The organism is Bradyrhizobium cytisi (assembly GCF_008123515.1).
Taxonomy (GTDB): domain Bacteria; phylum Pseudomonadota; class Alphaproteobacteria; order Rhizobiales; family Xanthobacteraceae; genus Bradyrhizobium; species Bradyrhizobium cytisi.
On sequence record NZ_VSSR01000042.1, the window covers coordinates 122735 to 140122 of the forward strand.

General features: G+C 64.6%; 14 protein-coding genes and 2 tRNA genes. 5 read left to right on the forward strand and 11 right to left on the reverse strand.

Annotated elements, in window-relative coordinates; translation table 11 throughout:
* Positions 1-103: 103 nt before the first annotated feature.
* Positions 104-2527 (forward strand): endopeptidase La, encoded by a 2424-nt coding sequence (gene lon / locus FXB38_RS25000; RefSeq protein ID WP_148753606.1) that lies wholly within the window; start codon positions 104-106, stop codon positions 2525-2527.
* Positions 2528-2596: 69 nt separating this feature from the next.
* Positions 2597-3001, forward strand: coding sequence for a GFA family protein (locus FXB38_RS25005; RefSeq protein ID WP_148753607.1), 405 nt, complete (start codon positions 2597-2599; stop codon positions 2999-3001).
* Between the two features lie 93 nt (positions 3002-3094).
* Here the strand turns inward: FXB38_RS25005 and FXB38_RS25010 are convergent.
* A tRNA-Val gene (locus tag FXB38_RS25010) sits at positions 3095-3171 on the reverse strand.
* Between the two features lie 216 nt (positions 3172-3387).
* Entirely contained in the window at positions 3388-3744 is a 357-nt protein-coding gene (locus tag FXB38_RS25015) for a hypothetical protein (RefSeq protein ID WP_148753608.1), read from the reverse strand.
* A 312-nt stretch (positions 3745-4056) separates the two neighbouring features.
* Here FXB38_RS25015 and FXB38_RS25020 point away from each other — a divergent pair, with 312 nt between their 5' ends.
* Positions 4057-4917, forward strand: coding sequence for a class I SAM-dependent methyltransferase (locus FXB38_RS25020; protein ID WP_148753609.1), 861 nt, complete (start codon positions 4057-4059; stop codon positions 4915-4917).
* Between the two features lie 21 nt (positions 4918-4938).
* On the opposite strand, the gene FXB38_RS25025 is transcribed toward FXB38_RS25020, so the two are convergent.
* From FXB38_RS25025 to FXB38_RS25060, 7 genes are all read right to left on the reverse strand, one after another.
* A complete protein-coding gene (locus tag FXB38_RS25025) occupies positions 4939-5910 on the reverse strand; it encodes a cation diffusion facilitator family transporter (protein ID WP_187435128.1) in 972 nt (323 codons plus the stop codon).
* A gap of 2 nt (positions 5911-5912) precedes the next feature.
* Positions 5913-9125 carry a divalent metal ion exporter subunit IhpC gene (gene ihpC, locus FXB38_RS25035; protein WP_148753610.1) on the reverse strand — a complete coding sequence of 1071 codons (3213 nt, stop codon included), beginning with the start codon at positions 9123-9125 and terminating at the stop codon, positions 5913-5915.
* The gene (ihpB, locus tag FXB38_RS25040) at positions 9118-10095 is read right to left on the reverse strand and encodes a divalent metal ion exporter adaptor subunit IhpB (protein WP_148753611.1); all 978 of its coding nucleotides are present in this window, start codon (positions 10093-10095) and stop codon (positions 9118-9120) included. Before ihpB ends, ihpC begins: the two co-directional genes overlap by 8 nt.
* Positions 10092-11366 (reverse strand): divalent metal ion exporter subunit IhpA, encoded by a 1275-nt coding sequence (gene ihpA, locus FXB38_RS25045; RefSeq protein WP_148753612.1) that lies wholly within the window; start codon positions 11364-11366, stop codon positions 10092-10094. Before ihpA ends, ihpB begins: the two co-directional genes overlap by 4 nt.
* A gap of 56 nt (positions 11367-11422) precedes the next feature.
* On the reverse strand, positions 11423-11710 hold the full coding sequence (locus tag FXB38_RS25050; RefSeq protein ID WP_246230147.1) for a hypothetical protein: 288 nt from the start codon (positions 11708-11710) through the stop codon (positions 11423-11425).
* Positions 11711-11886: 176 nt separating this feature from the next.
* Positions 11887-13134, reverse strand: a complete 1248-nt coding sequence (pepT, locus tag FXB38_RS25055) for a peptidase T (protein WP_148753614.1) — start codon at positions 13132-13134, stop codon at positions 11887-11889.
* Positions 13135-13266: 132 nt separating this feature from the next.
* Positions 13267-13566: an HU family DNA-binding protein gene (locus FXB38_RS25060; protein ID WP_148753615.1), complete on the reverse strand. Its 300-nt coding sequence runs from the start codon at positions 13564-13566 to the stop codon at positions 13267-13269.
* Between the two features lie 468 nt (positions 13567-14034).
* On the opposite strand from FXB38_RS25060, the gene FXB38_RS25065 reads away from it, so the two are divergent.
* Positions 14035-15381, forward strand: a complete 1347-nt coding sequence (locus FXB38_RS25065; protein WP_148753616.1) for a hypothetical protein — start codon at positions 14035-14037, stop codon at positions 15379-15381.
* A gap of 190 nt (positions 15382-15571) precedes the next feature.
* On the opposite strand, the gene FXB38_RS25070 is transcribed toward FXB38_RS25065, so the two are convergent.
* Together FXB38_RS25070 and FXB38_RS25075 are read right to left on the reverse strand one after the other, a co-directional pair.
* Positions 15572-15648: transfer RNA gene (locus tag FXB38_RS25070), tRNA-Asp, on the reverse strand.
* Positions 15649-16063: 415 nt separating this feature from the next.
* Positions 16064-16267 (reverse strand): hypothetical protein, encoded by a 204-nt coding sequence (locus FXB38_RS25075; RefSeq protein WP_148753617.1) that lies wholly within the window; start codon positions 16265-16267, stop codon positions 16064-16066.
* Positions 16268-16479: 212 nt separating this feature from the next.
* On the opposite strand from FXB38_RS25075, the gene FXB38_RS25080 reads away from it, so the two are divergent.
* Entirely contained in the window at positions 16480-17385 is a 906-nt protein-coding gene (locus tag FXB38_RS25080) for an alpha/beta fold hydrolase (protein ID WP_148753618.1), read from the forward strand.
* Positions 17386-17388: the final 3 nt, after the last annotated feature.

The following is a 17388-nucleotide window of genomic DNA, read 5'->3' on the forward strand; positions in this document are numbered from 1 at the left end:
CTTCAAATGGTAGACCGGTTTGTGGATCACCTCGGCACCTTGTGGCGGTTGCGCATGAGAGAAGCGGGCTGCGTGCAAGGGGGCAAAGCAAAAGGAAAAGGCCATGACCAATCCAAAACCCCGGCCAACCATCATCCATGGCGAGACGCACGCTTATCCCGTGTTGCCGCTGCGCGATATCGTGGTCTTCCCGCACATGATCGTTCCGCTCTTCGTCGGTCGCGAGAAGTCGATCCGCGCACTCGAAGAGGTGATGAAGAACGACGCGCTGATCATGCTCGCGACGCAGAAGAACGCGTCCGACGATGATCCGGCGCCCGATGCCATTTACGAGACCGGTACGCTTGCAAGCGTGCTGCAGCTCTTGAAGCTTCCGGACGGCACCGTGAAGGTGCTGGTCGAAGGGCTCGAGCGTGCACGCGTGCAGAAGTACACCGATCGCGCCGATTATTATGAGGCCACCGCAATTGCGCTCGCCGACACCGACGCGAAGTCGGTCGAAGCCGAAGCTCTCTCGCGCTCGGTCGTGTCCGACTTCGAGAGCTATGTGAAGCTCAACAAGAAGATCTCGGCCGAGGTCGTCGGCGTCGTGCAGGCGATCACCGATTTCGCCAAGCTCGCCGACACAGTTGCCTCGCATCTCGCGGTCAAGATCGCAGATCGCCAGGGCATCCTGGAGACGCTGTCCGTCACCACGCGCCTGGAGAAGGTGCTGGGCCTGATGGAGAGCGAGATCTCGGTGCTGCAGGTCGAGAAACGCATCCGCTCGCGCGTCAAGCGCCAGATGGAGAAAACCCAGCGCGAGTATTATCTCAACGAGCAGATGAAGGCGATCCAGAAGGAGCTCGGCGACGACGACGGTCGCGACGAGCTCGCCGACCTCGAAGAGAAGATATCCAAGACCAAGCTCTCCAAGGAAGCGCGTGAGAAGGCGCAGCATGAGTTGAAGAAGCTGCGCCAGATGTCGCCGATGTCCGCGGAAGCGACTGTCGTGCGCAACTATCTGGATTGGCTGCTGTCGATCCCGTGGAACAAGAAGTCCAAGGTGAAGAAGGATCTGGAAGCCGCGCAGACGGTTCTGGACGCCGATCACTACGGGCTCGAAAAGGTCAAGGACCGTATCGTCGAGTATCTCGCGGTGCAGTCGCGCGCCAACAAGCTGACGGGCCCGATCCTGTGCCTCGTCGGACCTCCCGGCGTCGGCAAGACTTCGCTCGGCAAGTCGATCGCGAAGGCGACAGGGCGCGAGTTCGTGCGCGTCTCGCTCGGCGGCGTGCGCGACGAGGCCGAGATCCGCGGTCACCGCCGCACCTATATCGGCTCGATGCCCGGCAAGATCATCCAGTCGATGCGGAAGGCGAAGTCGTCCAATCCGCTGTTCCTGCTGGACGAGATCGACAAGATGGGCGCCGATTTCCGCGGCGATCCGTCCTCGGCGCTGCTCGAGGTCCTCGATCCCGAGCAGAACGCGACCTTCAACGACCACTATCTCGAGGTCGACTACGATCTGTCGAACGTCATGTTCATCACGACCGCGAATACGCTCAATATTCCGGGCCCGCTGATGGACCGCATGGAGATCATCCGGATCGCCGGCTACACCGAGAACGAGAAGGTCGAGATCGCGCGCAAGCACCTGATCCCGACCGCGGTGTCCAAGCACGGCCTGGACTCCAAGGAGTTCTCGATCGACGACGAGGCGCTGCTGCTTCTGATCCGCCGCTACACCCGCGAAGCGGGCGTGCGTAACCTGGAGCGTGAGCTCTCCACACTCGCCCGCAAGGCGGTGAAGGAGCTGATGATCTCCAAGAAGAAGTCGGTCAAGGTCACCGAGAAGACTCTCGAAGAGCTTCTGGGTGTGCCGAAATACCGCTTCGGCGAGATCGAGAGCGAGCCGCAGGTCGGTATCGTCACCGGCCTTGCCTGGACCGATGTCGGCGGCGAGCTCTTGACCATCGAAGGCGTCATGATGCCCGGCAAGGGCAAGATGACGGTGACGGGCAATCTGCGCGACGTCATGAAGGAATCGATCTCGGCGGCGGCGTCCTACGTCCGCTCTCGCGCGATCGTTTACGGCATCGAGCCGCCGCTGTTCGACCGGCGCGACATCCACGTGCACGTGCCGGAAGGCGCGACGCCGAAGGACGGTCCGTCGGCGGGCGTGGCGATGGCGACCGCGATCATCTCGGTCATGACCGGCATTCCGGTCCGCCACGATGTCGCGATGACCGGCGAGATCACGCTGCGCGGCCGCGTGCTGCCGATCGGCGGTCTGAAGGAGAAGCTGCTCGCCGCTGCCCGCGGCGGCATCAAGACGGTGTTGATCCCCGAGGACAACGCCAAGGATCTCACGGAGATTTCCGATGCGATCAAGGGCGGCATGGAGATCATCCCGGTCTCGCGTCTGGACGACGTCGTCGCCAAGGCGCTGGTGAAGAAGCCGATGCCGATCGTCTGGGAAGAGGACACCAAGGTGACGGTGAAGCCCGACGGCGACGAGGCCGCCGGCGGCCTGACCGCTCACTGAGATCGCAATTCGAAAAGATGATAAAACGGCGCCTTCGGGCGCCGTTTTTGTTTTTGGGGAAGGGATGCAATGCAGGTCGATGGGCAATGCCATTGCGGCAAGATCACCTATGAGGCCGAGATCGACCCTGAGGCGGTCTCGGTCTGTCACTGCCGCGACTGCCAGACGCTAACGGGATCGCCGTTCCGGGTGACTGCGATCTGCGCCGCCGCCGACGTCAAGCTCACCGGCGGCTCGCCAAAGATCTACGGCAAGCGCGGCGACAACGGCCGGATGCGCCTCCAGCACTTCTGTGGCGACTGCGGTTCCCCGCTGTTCACCAGCGGCGAGGGCGACCAGGCCGACGATTGGGGCATCCGCTGGGGCTCGATCCGCCAGCGCGACCAATTGCGGCCCGTCAGGCAGATCTGGTGTCAGTCGGCCGTGGTCTGGATCGGCGCGGTGCCGCTGCTGCCGGGGAGGCCGAAAGATTGAGCTGTGGTTGCGACAAGCCCGCCTGCGCCGGCCTCACACCAATGAGCGCCTCGGCTGGCTCGCCAAGCCATAGCCAGCGAAGCAGGCGAAGGCTGGTGGGCGGTCACGGATTCGAACCGCGGACCCTCTCGGTGTAAACGAGATGCTCTAACCAGCTGAGCTAACCGCCCGGGTGGGCCTCTTTAGCGCCCCGGCCGGTGTCGAGGCAAGAGCCGAACGCGCCGCAAACTGGCTCCAATTTGCGACCTAGTCAGGGTTCATGCTGGACACGAGCAGCCCTGCAGCAAGGCTTGCTGGAGGGCAATCCGCTTTCGCAGCGCGAATCCGTCATCCGGCGGAAGAGGCGGCGACCGTGCGTGCCGCCGCCGCGCAATTCCCGCCCGACATCAGGCCGTCTTGGTGAACATCGTCAGGACGCCGTCGGCGATGTTGATCGCGACGACTTGCGACGAACTCAAGCCCTTCGCCTTGAGGACAGAGGCTGCCTGCGGTGTGGCGTCGATGGACTGCCGAAGCGACTGAATGTCTTTTTCGCTTGTCTGCGCCACGAGTTCATCGACCTTTGCGCGCACCGCCGGCTGCAATTCCTTGACGTCCACCACCTGTATGCTCCGGATCACCGTGCTGGACTGAGTGGACGGCTGTTCCGCGCCGGGTTGCGACGACGCGCCCTGCGCCTGCACCAGAGCCGGAGTTCCGAGGGAGAGAACTGCAACGATGACGGATGCCGTGAAGCTGCGCATGGTCTGCCTTTCTGGTTTGAGGAGCTGCGAATCTACCGAGGAAATCTGGTTGGCATCTGATTCCGATGTGGCCGTTCGGTGAAACCAATGCGGCCGCAATGCGCACAGACGCGCTGTGCCGGGGCCGGTGATGTCTGCCGCAAACGCCGGCTCGTGCCCTGAGCTCGACACGAGGGCGCTGCTGCGAGCAGAGGCCGGAAAGTGCTCCCCGGTTCAGGCAGGGCAATCGCATATGGTGCGCCGGCTCAGGGAGTAGACTGGATTTGGCAGGTGGGCGATAGATGTCGCCTGACCTGAGTGACAGAGGCTCCGATGCAGCAACCAAGCGGACACGAGCAAAACGCCGACCAGATCGCCTATTGGAACGGCCCGAGCGGCCAGCGCTGGGCCGATCGCCACGCGGCGCAGGAGAGCGTGCTTGGACCCATTGCCGACGTGCTGATCGACCGCGCCAAGCCGCAGCCGGGCGAGCGCGTTCTCGATGTCGGCTGCGGCTCGGGTGCGACGACTTTTGCGTTCGCGAAGGCTGTGGCGCCAAACGGCTTTGCGCTCGGTCTCGATGTCTCCGAACCGATGCTGTCGCAGGCGCGCGCGTTTGCGCCGAAGGGGCTGCCGCTCGATTTCGTGCTGGCCGATGCGACGGTGCATCCATTCCAGCCGGCGAGCTTTGACCTGCTCGCATCGCGCTTCGGCGTGATGTTCTTTGCCGATCCAATTGCGTCCTTCACCAACCTTCACCGTGGGCTGAAGCCGTCGGGGCGGCTGGCATTTGCCTGCTGGCGCGAGCCGAAGGAAAATCCGTGGATGATGGCGCCGCTGATGGCGGTCTACAAGCACGTGCCGAAGATGCCGCCGGTCGGGCCGGAAGAGCCGGGCCCGTTCGCCTTCGCCTCGGAGGAGCGCGTGACGCGCATCCTGAAAGGTGCTGGCTTCATCGACGTGGCGATGGAGCCGCATAATCTTCCCATGGACATCGCCATCGGCGGTGGGCTCGACGCCGCCGTCGACGGCGCGCTCCAGATCGGCCCCGCCAGCCGCGCATTGCAGGGCCAACCGCCGGAGACGTACGCTGCGGCCAAGGTGTCGATCCGCGAGACGCTCGCGCCGTTCCGGAAAGGGCAGAGCGTGGCGCTGCAGGGTGCGATCTGGATCGTGACGGCGAAGGCGGGGTAGATTGGAGCGGCCGCACTCCCCTCACACCACATCATCCGGCGCCAGCGCGCAGCCATTGTCCGGATGCGTCTCGACCTGGAGCGTGGTGTGGCCGATGCGGAAGGTGGTCTTCAGCTGCTGCGCGGTCTCCATCAGGAACGCGTCGGCGCTGCCTGCGGGCATCACGAGATGGCAGGTCAGCGCGGTCTCGGTGGTGGAGATCGGCCAGACGTGGAGGTCGTGGATCCCTGAGACGCCGGGCCGCGCCAGCAGGAACGCCTTGATAGCGACGAGGTCGGTGCCCCTGGGCGCTGCCGCCATCGACATGTCGATGGAGCCGCGGAGCAGGTTGGTCGTGCCCCAGAGGATGCTGGCGCAGATGACGAGGCTGGTGAGGGGATCGAGCCAGAGCCAGCCCGTCCAGATGATCAGCGCCGCCGAGACGACGACACCAAGCGAGACTGCGGCGTCGGCCGCCATGTGCAAGTATGCACCTTCGATGTTGATGTCGTCCTTGCGTCCGCGTGCGAACAGCATGGCGGTAAAGCCGTTGATGAGGATGCCGATGCCGGCGACCACCATCACGGTGACGCCCGCGACCGGCTCGGGCTCGCGCAGCCGCAAGATCGCCTCCCAGCCGATCGCGCCGGTTGCGACCAGCAGGAACACCGCATTCGCCAGCGCCGCCAGAATGGTGGAGGCACGAAAGCCATAAGTGAAGCGGCCGCTCGGCGCGCGCCGCGCCGCGATCGAGGCGCCCCAGGCCACGACCAGGCCGAGCACGTCGGACAGATTATGGCCGGCGTCCGCGAGCAGCGCGGTGGAATTGCCGAGATAGCCGTAAACCGCTTCGGCCACGACCAGCGCGGTGTTGAGCGTAATGCCGATCGCGAACGCCTTGCCGAAATCGGCGGGCGCATGGACATGCCCGTGACCGTGCGAATGGCCGTGGTCATGGCCATGATCATGAGCGTGGCCGTGGTGGCGATGACCGTGATGGTCGTGACTGCTCAAACCTAGCGCTCCCCGGAAACCGCCAAATCAGGCGCCATTGTAGGCGTTTCGCCCGCGCCGTCACGCCGGAACAGTACATAGAGTGCCGGCAGCACGAGCAATGTCAGCACCGTCGAGGAGATGATGCCGCCGATCACGACGGTCGCGAGCGGCCGCTGCACCTCGGCGCCGGCGCCGGTGGCGAGCGCCATCGGCACGAAGCCGAGGGAGGCGACCAGCGCGGTCATCAGCACCGGGCGGAGCCGCGTCAGCGCGCCCTCGCGGACAGCGTCCGCAATAGGGCGTCCTTCGCTGCGCAGACGCTCGATGAAGGTGATGATGACGAGGCCGTTGAGCACAGCGACGCCCGACAGCGCGATAAAGCCGACGCCGGCGCTGATGGATAAGGGAATACCGCGCAGCAACAGTGCGGCGACGCCGCCCGTCAGTGCCAGCGGCACGCCGGAGAACACAAGCGCTGCATCCGCCGCCGATCCCATGCCCATGAACAGCAGCAGGAACACCAGCAGCAGCGCCACTGGCACGACGATGGTCAGCCGCTTGGTCGCCGAGACCAGCTGCTCGAACTGTCCGCCCCAGCCGATCCAGTAGCCGGGCGGCAGCTTGACCTTCTCGGTCACCGCCTCCTGGGTCTCGGCGACGAAGGAGCGCAGGTCGCGCCCGCGAACGTTGGCCATGACCACCACGCGGCGCTTGCCGTTCTCGCGGCTGATCTGGTTGGGGCCGGGCGCGATCTCGATTGTCGCAACCGAGGACAGGGGGACGTAGCGGGGTGTCGTGCCCGATGCCCCCGGCCACGCGGTCTTCGTGACCGCGGCTGCATCCTCGCCGGGCGGCAGCGGGATCGGCAGCGACCTGATCGTGTCGGGGTTGGCCCGCAGGCTTTCCGGCAGCCGCACCACGATGTCGAAGCGGCGATCGCCCTCGAACAGCTTGCCCACCGGCTTGCCGCCGATCGCGATCTCGACCAGGTTCTGCACCTCGCCGAGACTGAGGCCGTAGCGCGACAGCGCCTGGCGGTCGAGCCTGACAGTGAGGATTGGCAGACCCGCGACCTGCTCGGTCTTCACGTCGGCGGCGCCCTCAATGGCGCGGACCACGCCGTTGACCTGCTGGGCGATACCGGCGAGCACGTCGAGATCGTCGCCGAAGATTTTCACGCCGACGTCGCTGCGGATGCCGGCGATGAGCTCGTTGAAGCGCATCTGGATCGGCTGGGTCATGCCATAGGCGCTACCGGGCAGGGTGTTGGCGGCGCGCTCGATCTCTTCGATCACCTCATTCTTCGGCTTGGCGGGATCGGGCCATTCCTCGCGCGGCCTCAGCGTGACATAGGTGTCGGCGACGTTCGGCGGCATCGGATCGTTGGCGATCTCGGCGGTGCCGACCTTGGAGAAGATGGTCGCGACCTCCGGAACCTGCTTGACTGCCTTCTCAAGCCGGAGCTGCATGTCGACGCTCTGGGTCAGGCTGGTGCCGGGAATCCGGATGGTCTCGATGGTGATGTCGCCTTCATCCAGGCTCGGAATGAACTCGCCGCCCATGCGTGTCGCGGCAAGGATGCTGCCGGCGACGATCAGCACGGCAGCGAACGCGACGCTGCCGCGGTAACGGATGGCGCGCTCGAGCAGCGGCACATAGATCCGCGTGGCCGCCCGCATGAAGACGTTCTCCTTCTCCGAGACCTTGCCGGTGACGACAATCGCCACCGCAGCCGGGACGAAGGTGACCGACAGCAGCGCCGCACCCGCGAGCGCCATCAGCACGGTCAGCGCCATCGGCGTGAACATCTTGCCCTCGGTCCCCGTCAGGGTCAGGACCGGCAAATAAACCACGGCGATGATCAGCGTGCCGAACAGGCTTGGCTTGATGACCTCGCTGCTGCCGTCGCGGATGGTCTGGAGGCGTTCGTCCAGCGTCAGCAGCCGTCCGCGCCGGTGCTGCCCGGCGGCGAGCAACCGCAGGCAGTTCTCGACGATGATGACCGCGCCGTCGACGATGATGCCGAAGTCGATTGCGCCCAGACTCATCAGATTGGCGCTGACCTTGCTCTCGACCATTCCCGTGATCGTGAACAGCATCGAGAGCGGGATGACGCAGGCGGTGACCAGCGCAGCGCGGATGTTGCCGAGGATCAGGAACAGCACCGCGATCACCAGCGCCGCGCCCTCGACGAGATTCTTCTCGACGGTCTGGATGGTCGCTTCGACCAGATGTGTGCGGTCATAGACGGCGCGCGCAATCACGCCATCGGGCAGCGATTTCGCGATCTCCGCGAGCCGGGCCTTCACGCGTTGCGCCACCGTGCGGCTGTTCTCGCCGATCAGCAGCATGGCTGTGCCGAGCACCGTCTCCGTGCCGTTGGCCGAGGCCGCGCCACTGCGCAGGTCCTGGCCTTCCTGGACGTCGGCGACGTCGCGGATGCGGACCGGTACGCCGCCGCGCGAGCCGATCACGATGTCGCTGATGTCTTCGATATCGGCGACCTGGCCGGGCGCGCGGACGAGATATTGCTCGCCATTGCGCTCGATATAGCCAGCGCCGACATTGGCATTGTTGGCGGCCAGCGCCGTCATGATGTCGCGGAAGCCGAGCTTGTAGGCCATCAGCCGGCCGGGGATCGGCAGCACGTGGAATTGCCGCTCATAGCCGCCGATCGAGTTGACCTCGATCACGCCGGGAATGGTGCGCAGCTGCGGCTTGATGATCCAGTCCTGGATGGTGCGCAGCTCGGTCGGCGTGAACTCGGCGCCAGTGGGCGATTTTGCGCCGGCCTTTGCCTCGACGGAGTAGACGTAGATCTCGCCAAGGCCGGTCGAGATCGGCCCCATCGCGAGCTCGGTGCCTACAGGAAGCTGGTCCTTCGCCTGCTGGATGCGTTCGTTGACGAGCTGCCGGGCGAAATAGATGTCGGTGCCGTCCTGGAATACGACGGTGACCTGGCTCAGGCCATAGCGCGAGATCGAGCGGGTGTAATCGAGCTTGGGCAGCCCGCCCATCGCGGTCTCGATCGGGAAGGTGATGCGCTGCTCGGCTTCGAGCGGCGACAGGCCCGGCGCGCGCGTGTTGATCTGGACCTGGACGTTGGTGACGTCAGGGACGGCGTCGATCGGCAGGCGCGTGAAATTCCAGGCGCCGAAGGCGCCGACTGCCAGCGCGAACAGGACCACGAGCCATCGTTGACGAATGGAGAAGCCGAGGAAGGCGTCAATCATGATCGGCGTCTCCCTTGCCCATCTCCGCCTTCACGACGAAGCTGTTTTCGGCGACGTAGTGCTCGCCGGGTATGAGGCCGGCGCGGATTTCCACGAATTGCAGATCGGAATCTCCAAGCTCCACCGGGCGCGCCTCGATCTTGTCGCTGTCCTCGCGGACGAACACGATGGTTCGGTTCTCCAGCGTCTGGATCGCACTGCGGCGCACGGCAACCGCGACATTGCGGGCGGCGAGGATCAGCCGCGCCGTGACGAACAGGCCGGGGCGAAGCCGGCCCTCCGGGTTCGGCAGCACCACGCGCGCCAGCGCGGTCTGGGTCTCGCTGCTTCCGATCGGCGCCATGTAGGAGATACTGCCCTTGATCTCGCCGCGGGCGTCGTCGGGATCGATCAGCACCTCGTCGTTGAGGCGGACGCGCCGGAGGTCCTGCCGGTAGATCGACAGATCGACCCAGATGGTCGCGAGGTCGGCGACGACGAAGGCCGGCTTCTGCTCGGAGACGTATTCGCCGAGCGAAATCTGCCGCTCGATGACGGTGCCGGCGATCGGCGCCTTGAGCTCGTAGACGGTCAGGCTCTGGTTGCTCTCGATGCTGGCGAGCAGATCGTCCTTGCCGACCTTGTCGCCGATCCGCTTCTGGATCGATTTGGCGAGGCCCGGAAAGCGCGGGGTGACCTGCACCACGGCCTCCTGGTTGGCGCGCAAGATGCCGTTGAAGGACAGCGTATCGGTCAGCGTGGCGCTCGCGGCTTCCGCGAGCGTCACGCCGGCAGCGGCGAGCTTGACGTCGGAGATGCGGATGCGGTCGGCGCCATGCTCATCCTGCTCGACATGATCGTTCTGCCTCTCCGGCTTCTTCTCTTCGGTATGCGCGGCGGGCGCGACCCTGGCCGGGGCGAGCAGGGAATAGCCGTAGGCGCCGAGCGTGGCGGCAAGGATGGCGATGAGGACGGTGGAGGACGTCTTCATCGCGCGCTCTCCCGCGCCAGCGCAAACGGATTGCCGACGAGGCCTTCGATGGTGGCAACGCCGGCATGGAAGTTCTGCAGCGCCTCCTGCTCGCGAAGCCGCGCCTGGGCGACGCTGGCTTGGGCATCGAGCACCTCCAGCAGGGTGAAGCGGCCCTGGCCGTAGCCCTGCGAGATCGCTTCCGAGGCCTCGGTGGCCTTGGGGATCGCAGTCTCGCGCAGCACCGCGAGCTCGCGCAAGGAGCCCTGGAGCGAGTCGTAGGCGCGGCCGGCGATCACGATCAGCGTGTTGCGGTTGGCCTCGCGCTCGGCCTTGGTCTTGGCCAGGCTTTCCTGGGCGGAGAGGATGTTGCCCTGGTTCTGGTCGAACACGGGGATCGGCACCGAGACGGTGAGGCGCGCCGCATCGTCATTGGTCTCGTTGAAATGGCGCCAGCCGGCCGCGATCCGCACGTCGGGATAGGGCCTGAGCCGCGCCATCAGCAGCTCGGCATTGCGCTGCGCATACACTGCGGTCCAGCGCACCAGCTGCGGATTGGCGTCGATGGCGGCGACGACAGACTGGAACGTTGGCGGCCGTCCCATGGTGTCGAGCCGGCCGGAGACCTCGCCGAATTTCGCCACGGGATCGCCCATCAGCACCGCGAGCTCGCGCCGGGCGCTCGCCAGCGTCGCCTTGAAGCGCTCGCGATCGGCCTTCACCAGCGCCGAGGCGACCTCGGCGCGGCCGGTCTCTGCCGGCGAAGAGGCGCCGGCCTCGACACGGCGGCGGAGCAGCGGCGTCAGGCGATCGATCGCGGCAATCTGCTCGTCGAGGATCTGGATGCGGCGCTGCGCGCCGAGCACGCTGAGGAAGGCGATCGCGGTCTCCGACAGTACCTCGAGCCTGATTGCTTTGCGCTGGATTGCGGCGACCTCGATGCCGGCCGCGCCCGCTGCGATCCGCGCGTCGCGCTTGCCGAACAGCTCAAAAGCCTGGCTGATCTGGAGCGTGGTCTCGGCCGATCTGGTGCCGCGATAGATGCCCGAGCCGAACGAATTGTCCTGCTCATAGGACAATTCGGGATTGAGCAGGGCGCCCGCCTGGGTGCGCTGGCCCGTGGCGACGCCGATGTCGCGCTCCGCCGCCGTCAGGCGCGGGCTCGCGGCCAGCGCGCGCGTCAGCGCCGCGCGCATCGTCAGGGTCTGGGCGTGGGCGTGCTGCGTCAGCCAGGGGCTGACGAAAATCGCCATCGCGCACGAAAGGTGCGCAGCAGTCCGTCTGCAAGACATGAAGGTGACCTGTGAACAAAAGCATCGTGGGCGCACGCGGCGCCCGGCTGGTCAGTTCAGGTCAGATGTTTGGGGGGCGGGGATTCGGTGTCAGGCGCAATGCCGATAAGCGCAGGCGCGCGCTGCGGAACCGGTGCGGCAACGAAGTCGGCTGCTGCTTCCGCCTGCATCAGCTGCGCCACGGCGACGGAGAAGCAGCCGTGGCAGTGATGGCCGCCGAGTGCCTTGTGATCGCCATGGCCGATGGAACCGTTGTCGACGATCGAGGCGATCTCCGAGCCGCCTGCGGGGCTGGTCACGTCGATATCGTGCACGCCATGCAGCGCACCCGACAGCAGGTGCATCACCGCAACGAGCACAGCCACGAGCCCGCGCCAGTTGCGCAGGTGGCTGAAGCGATAGACTCGGTAGGTCGCGATCACGAGATGACTCAAGTTCCCCAGTCTGACTGCGGGTACCATGGCTACTGCAACAATGTCGACCCGCAACATTGTTACGTGGGGGAACGCGATGTCACGCCTTACGCCTTCTCCTCCCAGATCATCGCCAGATGCACGATGGTCTGGACCGCCTTCTCCATGTCCTGCCGGCTGACCCATTCCAGACGCGAATGAAAGGCGTGCTCGCCGGCAAAGATGTTGGGGCAGGGCAGGCCCATGAAGGAGAGGCGCGAGCCGTCGGTGCCGCCGCGGATCGCGGTCCGCATCGGACGCAAGCCGGCGCAGCGGATCGCCTCGATCGCGTATTCGAGGATGTGCGGGTGACGGTCGATCACCTGTTTCATGTTGCGGTACTGCTCGCGGACCTCGAACTTGTAGGTCGAGCGCGGATAATCCTTCATCACATCCTTGACGATGGTCTCGAGCAGGATCTCCTTCTCCTTCAATCCTTCCTCGGTGAAGTCGCGCACGATGAAGGAGAGGGTCGCCTGTTCCAGCGCGCCTTCGATGCCGACCGGATGCAGGAAACCCTGCTTGCCCGACGTCGTCTCCGGCGAGCAGCCTTCCTTGGGCAGCCGCTCGACGATGGCCGCCGCAATCTTAATCGCGTGCTCCATCTTGCCCTTGGCATAGCCGGGATGGGCGCTGACGCCGGTGATGGTAATGGTGGCGCCGTCGGCAGAGAACGTCTCGTCCTCGACACTGCCCGCGCTTTCGCCGTCCATGGTGTAGCCGAAATCGGACCCCAACTTCTTGATGTCGACATTGTCGACACCGCGGCCGATCTCTTCATCCGGCGTGAACAGGATCTTGATGGTGCCGTGCTTCACATCCGGGTTGTTGATGAAGAAATGCGCGGCATCCATGATCTCGGCGACGCCGGCCTTGTTGTCGGCCCCGAGCAGCGTGGTGCCGTCGGTGGTGATGATGTCGTTGCCGATCTGGTTCTTCAGCGCGGGGTGCTCGGCAAAGCGGATCACCTGGGTCGTATCGCCCGGCAAGGTGATGTCGCCGCCGCGATAGTTCTTCACGACTTGCGGCTTCACATCCTTGCCCGTGACGTCGGGCGAGGTGTCCATGTGCGAGCAGAAGCAGATCACCGGCACCTTCTTGTCGGTGTTGGCGGGAATCGTTGCGTAGACATAACCGTAATCGTCGAGATGGGCATCGGCGATACCAATGGCCTTCAGCTCGGTGACGAGGACGCGGCCGAGGTCCTTCTGCTTCTCGGTCGATGGCGAGGCCGGGGAATTCGGATCGGATTGGGTGTCGATGGTGACGTAGCGCAGGAAGCGCTCGGTCACGGTATGGGCGAAGGTCAGGAACATGTCTGGTCAAACCGCCGGGTCTTTTGGGAGCAGGTCTTTTGGAAGCAGGGTCTTGGGAAGCAACCGCTATACCAGAAAAACGGGCGGCGTTGCGGCCGGACGAAGGCGGATCAGGCTTAACGAAAGATAGCATCAGATCGCCTCTTTCAGTTCCTTAACCGGGCGGAACGCGACCTTCTTGCTGGCTTTGATGTGGATCGCCTCGCCGGTGGCGGGATTGCGGCCGGTGCGGGCGGCCCGCTTGCGGACCTGGAGGATGCCAAGCCCGACGATGCGGACGCGGTCGCCCTTCTTCAGATGCCTGGTGATCAGCTCGACGAGGTCGGTGAGGACGGCCTCGGCGTGCTTCTTCGAGAGGTCCTGGCTTTCCGCGATCTCGGCCGCGAGGTGCTTGAGCGTGATCGTGGCCGGAGCAGCTGCCTTCTTCGCCATATCTGGCCTCCTCGGGTGTCGCGCGGAAGCTTGCCGGGGCTCCCAAACTGCCAAGTTCCACAGGCCTAGACGATTCGGGATGAGACTGACTATGCCGGTCAGCGGGCGTGGGATTTTCGCGTGATTTCTCAATCGAATCCGCGCGTTCCTGCCGGCTGATAGGTCGAGATGCGGCACGATACTGCTAATCGGAATGAAGAGCCGATACTAAGCCTTTGAAGATGTTGTCACAATGTCGAGAGGAAGACAGCGCTCGACCCCCGCAGGCTCCGGCTTGGGCGCATCCACATCGAGACGATCAGTGCCGTGTCCCCGTAGCCAATCGGATTGCATGCACGTCGCGGTTAATGTTCAAGTGCCCGCGTGAACCCAAATGCGGCCGATAGCACGGCAGCAGGGGCGGCGGGGGCCGTTCGGATCGCAATTGATTTCGCCCAAGGCCGCGTTTGCGCGGTGTTACTTGGCGCGATGGCTTTTGCTGCGGTCTATTTCCTCGTCTACCCTGTCTGGCGATCGCAATTCCTGGTGGAGATCTGGTTCACCGAGGGATGGAACGCCTATTTTCAGGACGCGGCCGGCGCCGGTCGAGCGCTCTATCCCCCGTCTGATGCGCTGATCGTCAACAACTACCCGCCATTGTCCTTCTATGCGGTCGGCGCACTCGGCAGGATGCTTGGCGCCGACAATCTGTTCATCGGCCGTGCACTCTCGCTGACCGCGGTGATCGCGATCGCCGTCGAGATATTCGCCTGTGTCAGGCTTCTATCGGGAGGACTGGCTGGAGGCCTGTTGGCGGCCTTCTGGTACGTCGCGATCACGTCGCACAACTTCACCGCATATGCGGGTGCGAACGATCCCCAACTCGCCGGCGAGGCGATCATGGGCCTCGGATTGGTCTTGTTCCTGTCGCGCCAGCAGTCCGGCCGCTCGGTGCTCGGTCCTTTGCTCTTGATGGTGCTGGCCGGTTTCTGGAAGCACAACATGATCGCCATCCCGCTGGCGGCGATCGCGTGGCTTCTTATCAGGCGCGGCCGCTCTGCTTTCCCCGACATCGCGGTCAGCGCAGCCGTCGCGGCCGCAGGCCTGGCGCTCTGCGGAATTCTGTTCGGTCTCGACTTCTTCAGAAACCTCTTCGTCAGCAGGCATTATGGCCTCTCGCACTTGCTTTCGAACGTAGGTCATCTCCAATGGTCAGCTCCTGCGTTCCTCTCTTGGCTGACATGGGTTCTGTTCTCGAGAAGCCAGGCTGCAAGATTTACGGCGCTGCACGTACCCATCGGTCTCGGGGCATGCTTGCTGCAATGGCTCGGCGACAAGATCTATGGCAATGCCGAATTCGATCTCATCATCGCGCTTGCGATTGGCGTGGGCGTCGCCTTCGAAGAGATCAAGACCTCGCCGCTTGTTCGCCTGATCGGCGAGACCGGCACACGCGCCGTGCTGGTCTTGGTTCTGCTCCTTCGCTTCGTTGCCAGCGATCGCCAGGAACCGCTTCTTGTGATGTTCGACCGGGACTTCGAGCATCAGTTCTTGCTCAGCGAGCTCGCGGTCAAGCGCGAAGCTGAAATTGTCTCTCAGACCAGCGGCGACGTCGCATGTACGGTGAAGGTGGTCTGCCGGGAGGCCGGCAAGCCGTTCGTCGTCGACGACTTCAAAATCGACGAGATGTTGGCGACGAAGCAAATGTCGCCTGATGGGCTGCATCGGCTCCTTTCCGATCGAGGTATCCAGACGTTCACGAACAGTCTTGCGACATCGGCCACCGTGAACACATCGCTAAGCCACGCATGGGCGCGCGGCGCGCTCCGACGCTGAAACGCAAGAGCCCCACCGGCCCGGGCTCGGTGGGCTCGAATTTAGTTTGCAGACCAAACTGGCCAACCTGAAGCCGCGGCGCTCGCGAACGAACAGGGCCGGCAAGTCAGAGGTCCTCGGCATACCCAGGATACGCCGTACCAGGCTCCGTTAAGGCGTCACTCTAAATGATTGATATTCCGCCATAAAATGGCGCGAGAGACGGGGCTCGAACCCGCGACCTCCGGCGTGACAGGCCGGCGCTCTAACCAACTGAGCTACTCCCGCGTGACGCGTATGTGTCCGCGCGGAACGAGGGGGGACTTAAAGGGGGGACATAGTGAAGTCAAGGACGTTGCGTTCACAGGGAGCAAACGCCTGCTGGAGCGGGGCGGGACCGTATCGCTACGGTCTGAACCGCTGGCTCCGGGCGCCGAATCAATCAACGGTGATGCAAGCTCCACCGGCTATTTCCGAGGACAATTGGCTGACCGTCGGCTCGCGCGTCTTCCAGGCCGGCGCGGATTTCGCGATGTTGCTGGCCGCGCGCAAATACTGATGGGACAACGTCGGCGCCAGGATTCCGCAACACTCCGGCGGCAGTCGGCTCGGAGTTTTTGGCCTCAATTCTTCAGAGATAGGCCAAAAGCAAAGGCCGCCCTGAAGGGCGGCCGTTTTGTCTCAAAACGGACCTTTTTCGCCATCAGCGGATTGTCGAGGCGCCCGAGCTCGTGACCGCCACCGGCTTGCCGGCCTTGATCACGTGGGTGGACTGGGCGGTCTGGCTGTAATCGGCGTTGGTGCGGGCTGCGATCCCGAAGGCGGCCACTGCGATGCCGGCCACCAGCGCCACCACCACGATCTTCAGGTGGGTACCCCGATCTGCAGAGTGAATTGAGTGGTTCATCCGAGCCTCCCGACGGGCTTTGGCGCCGTCTGTAGGTCGATGTCTTAAGGAGCATCTGTTTCCGCATCGTTTCGCCGGTTCGGCAAAATGGTTTCATCCGGCCATTTCAGGACGGCTTAAGTGGTTTTACCTGCCGCGTAATCGCGGGGGCCAATTCCCTTCGCCATGATCGTTTCCGTCGGCCGCGAGCGATCCGGCAAGGGAGAAGCACCATGAACCGTCGAACCATCCTTGAGGCCACGTTGCTTGGGACCGCCTTTGCGGCGTCGGGCGCCAGCGCGCCAGTGGCCTCAGCCCGGGAGAATGCGCGGCCGTCCTATGTAACGGCCAGGGACGGCACAAAGCTGTTCGTGCAGGATTGGGGCGGCGGGCCACCGGTGCTGCTGCTCTCGGCCTGGACCTTCGACGCCAGTAGCTGGGGCAGCCAGATTGCGGCCCTGAACGAGAAGGGCTTCCGCTGCGTTGCGCCCGACCGGCGCGGGCATGGCCGGTCCGAGATGCCGTCTTCGGGCTATGATTTGGAGACGCTGACCGATGACGTCGCCGCGGTGATCGAGGCCCGCGACCTGCGCGACGTGACGCTGGTGGGCTTCTCGATGGGGACGGACGAGGCGGTGAACTATCTCGGCCGTTTCGGATCGGACCGCATCGCAAGGCTGGTGCTGGTCGCGCCGACGACGCCGTTCCTGGTCAAGACCGAGGACAATCCGGATGCGGTCCCGAAGGCGATGATCGAGGCGGACAACGCGGCGGTCGCGCGGGACTTCGCGAAATGGATCGCGGCGAACGAAGCGCCGTTCTTCACCCCTGACACGCCCGAGATCACGCGGACCTGGATCCGCGAGATGATGCTGAGCGTGCCGCTCCCGGTGGCGCTGGCGTGCCGCAAGACCACCGCGTTCGCCGATCTGCGCGCGGCTGCCGCCAGGATCGATCGGCCGACGCTGATCCTCCATGGCGACAAGGACGCCAGCGCGCCGCTGCCATTGACGGGCGCCAAGACCGCAAAGCTGATCAAGGGCAGCAAGCTGATTGTCTATGAGGACGCGCCGCATCCGCTGCCGCTGACGCACAGCGAGCGGCTGATGGCGGACATGCTCGCTTTCATGAGCGCGTAAGCG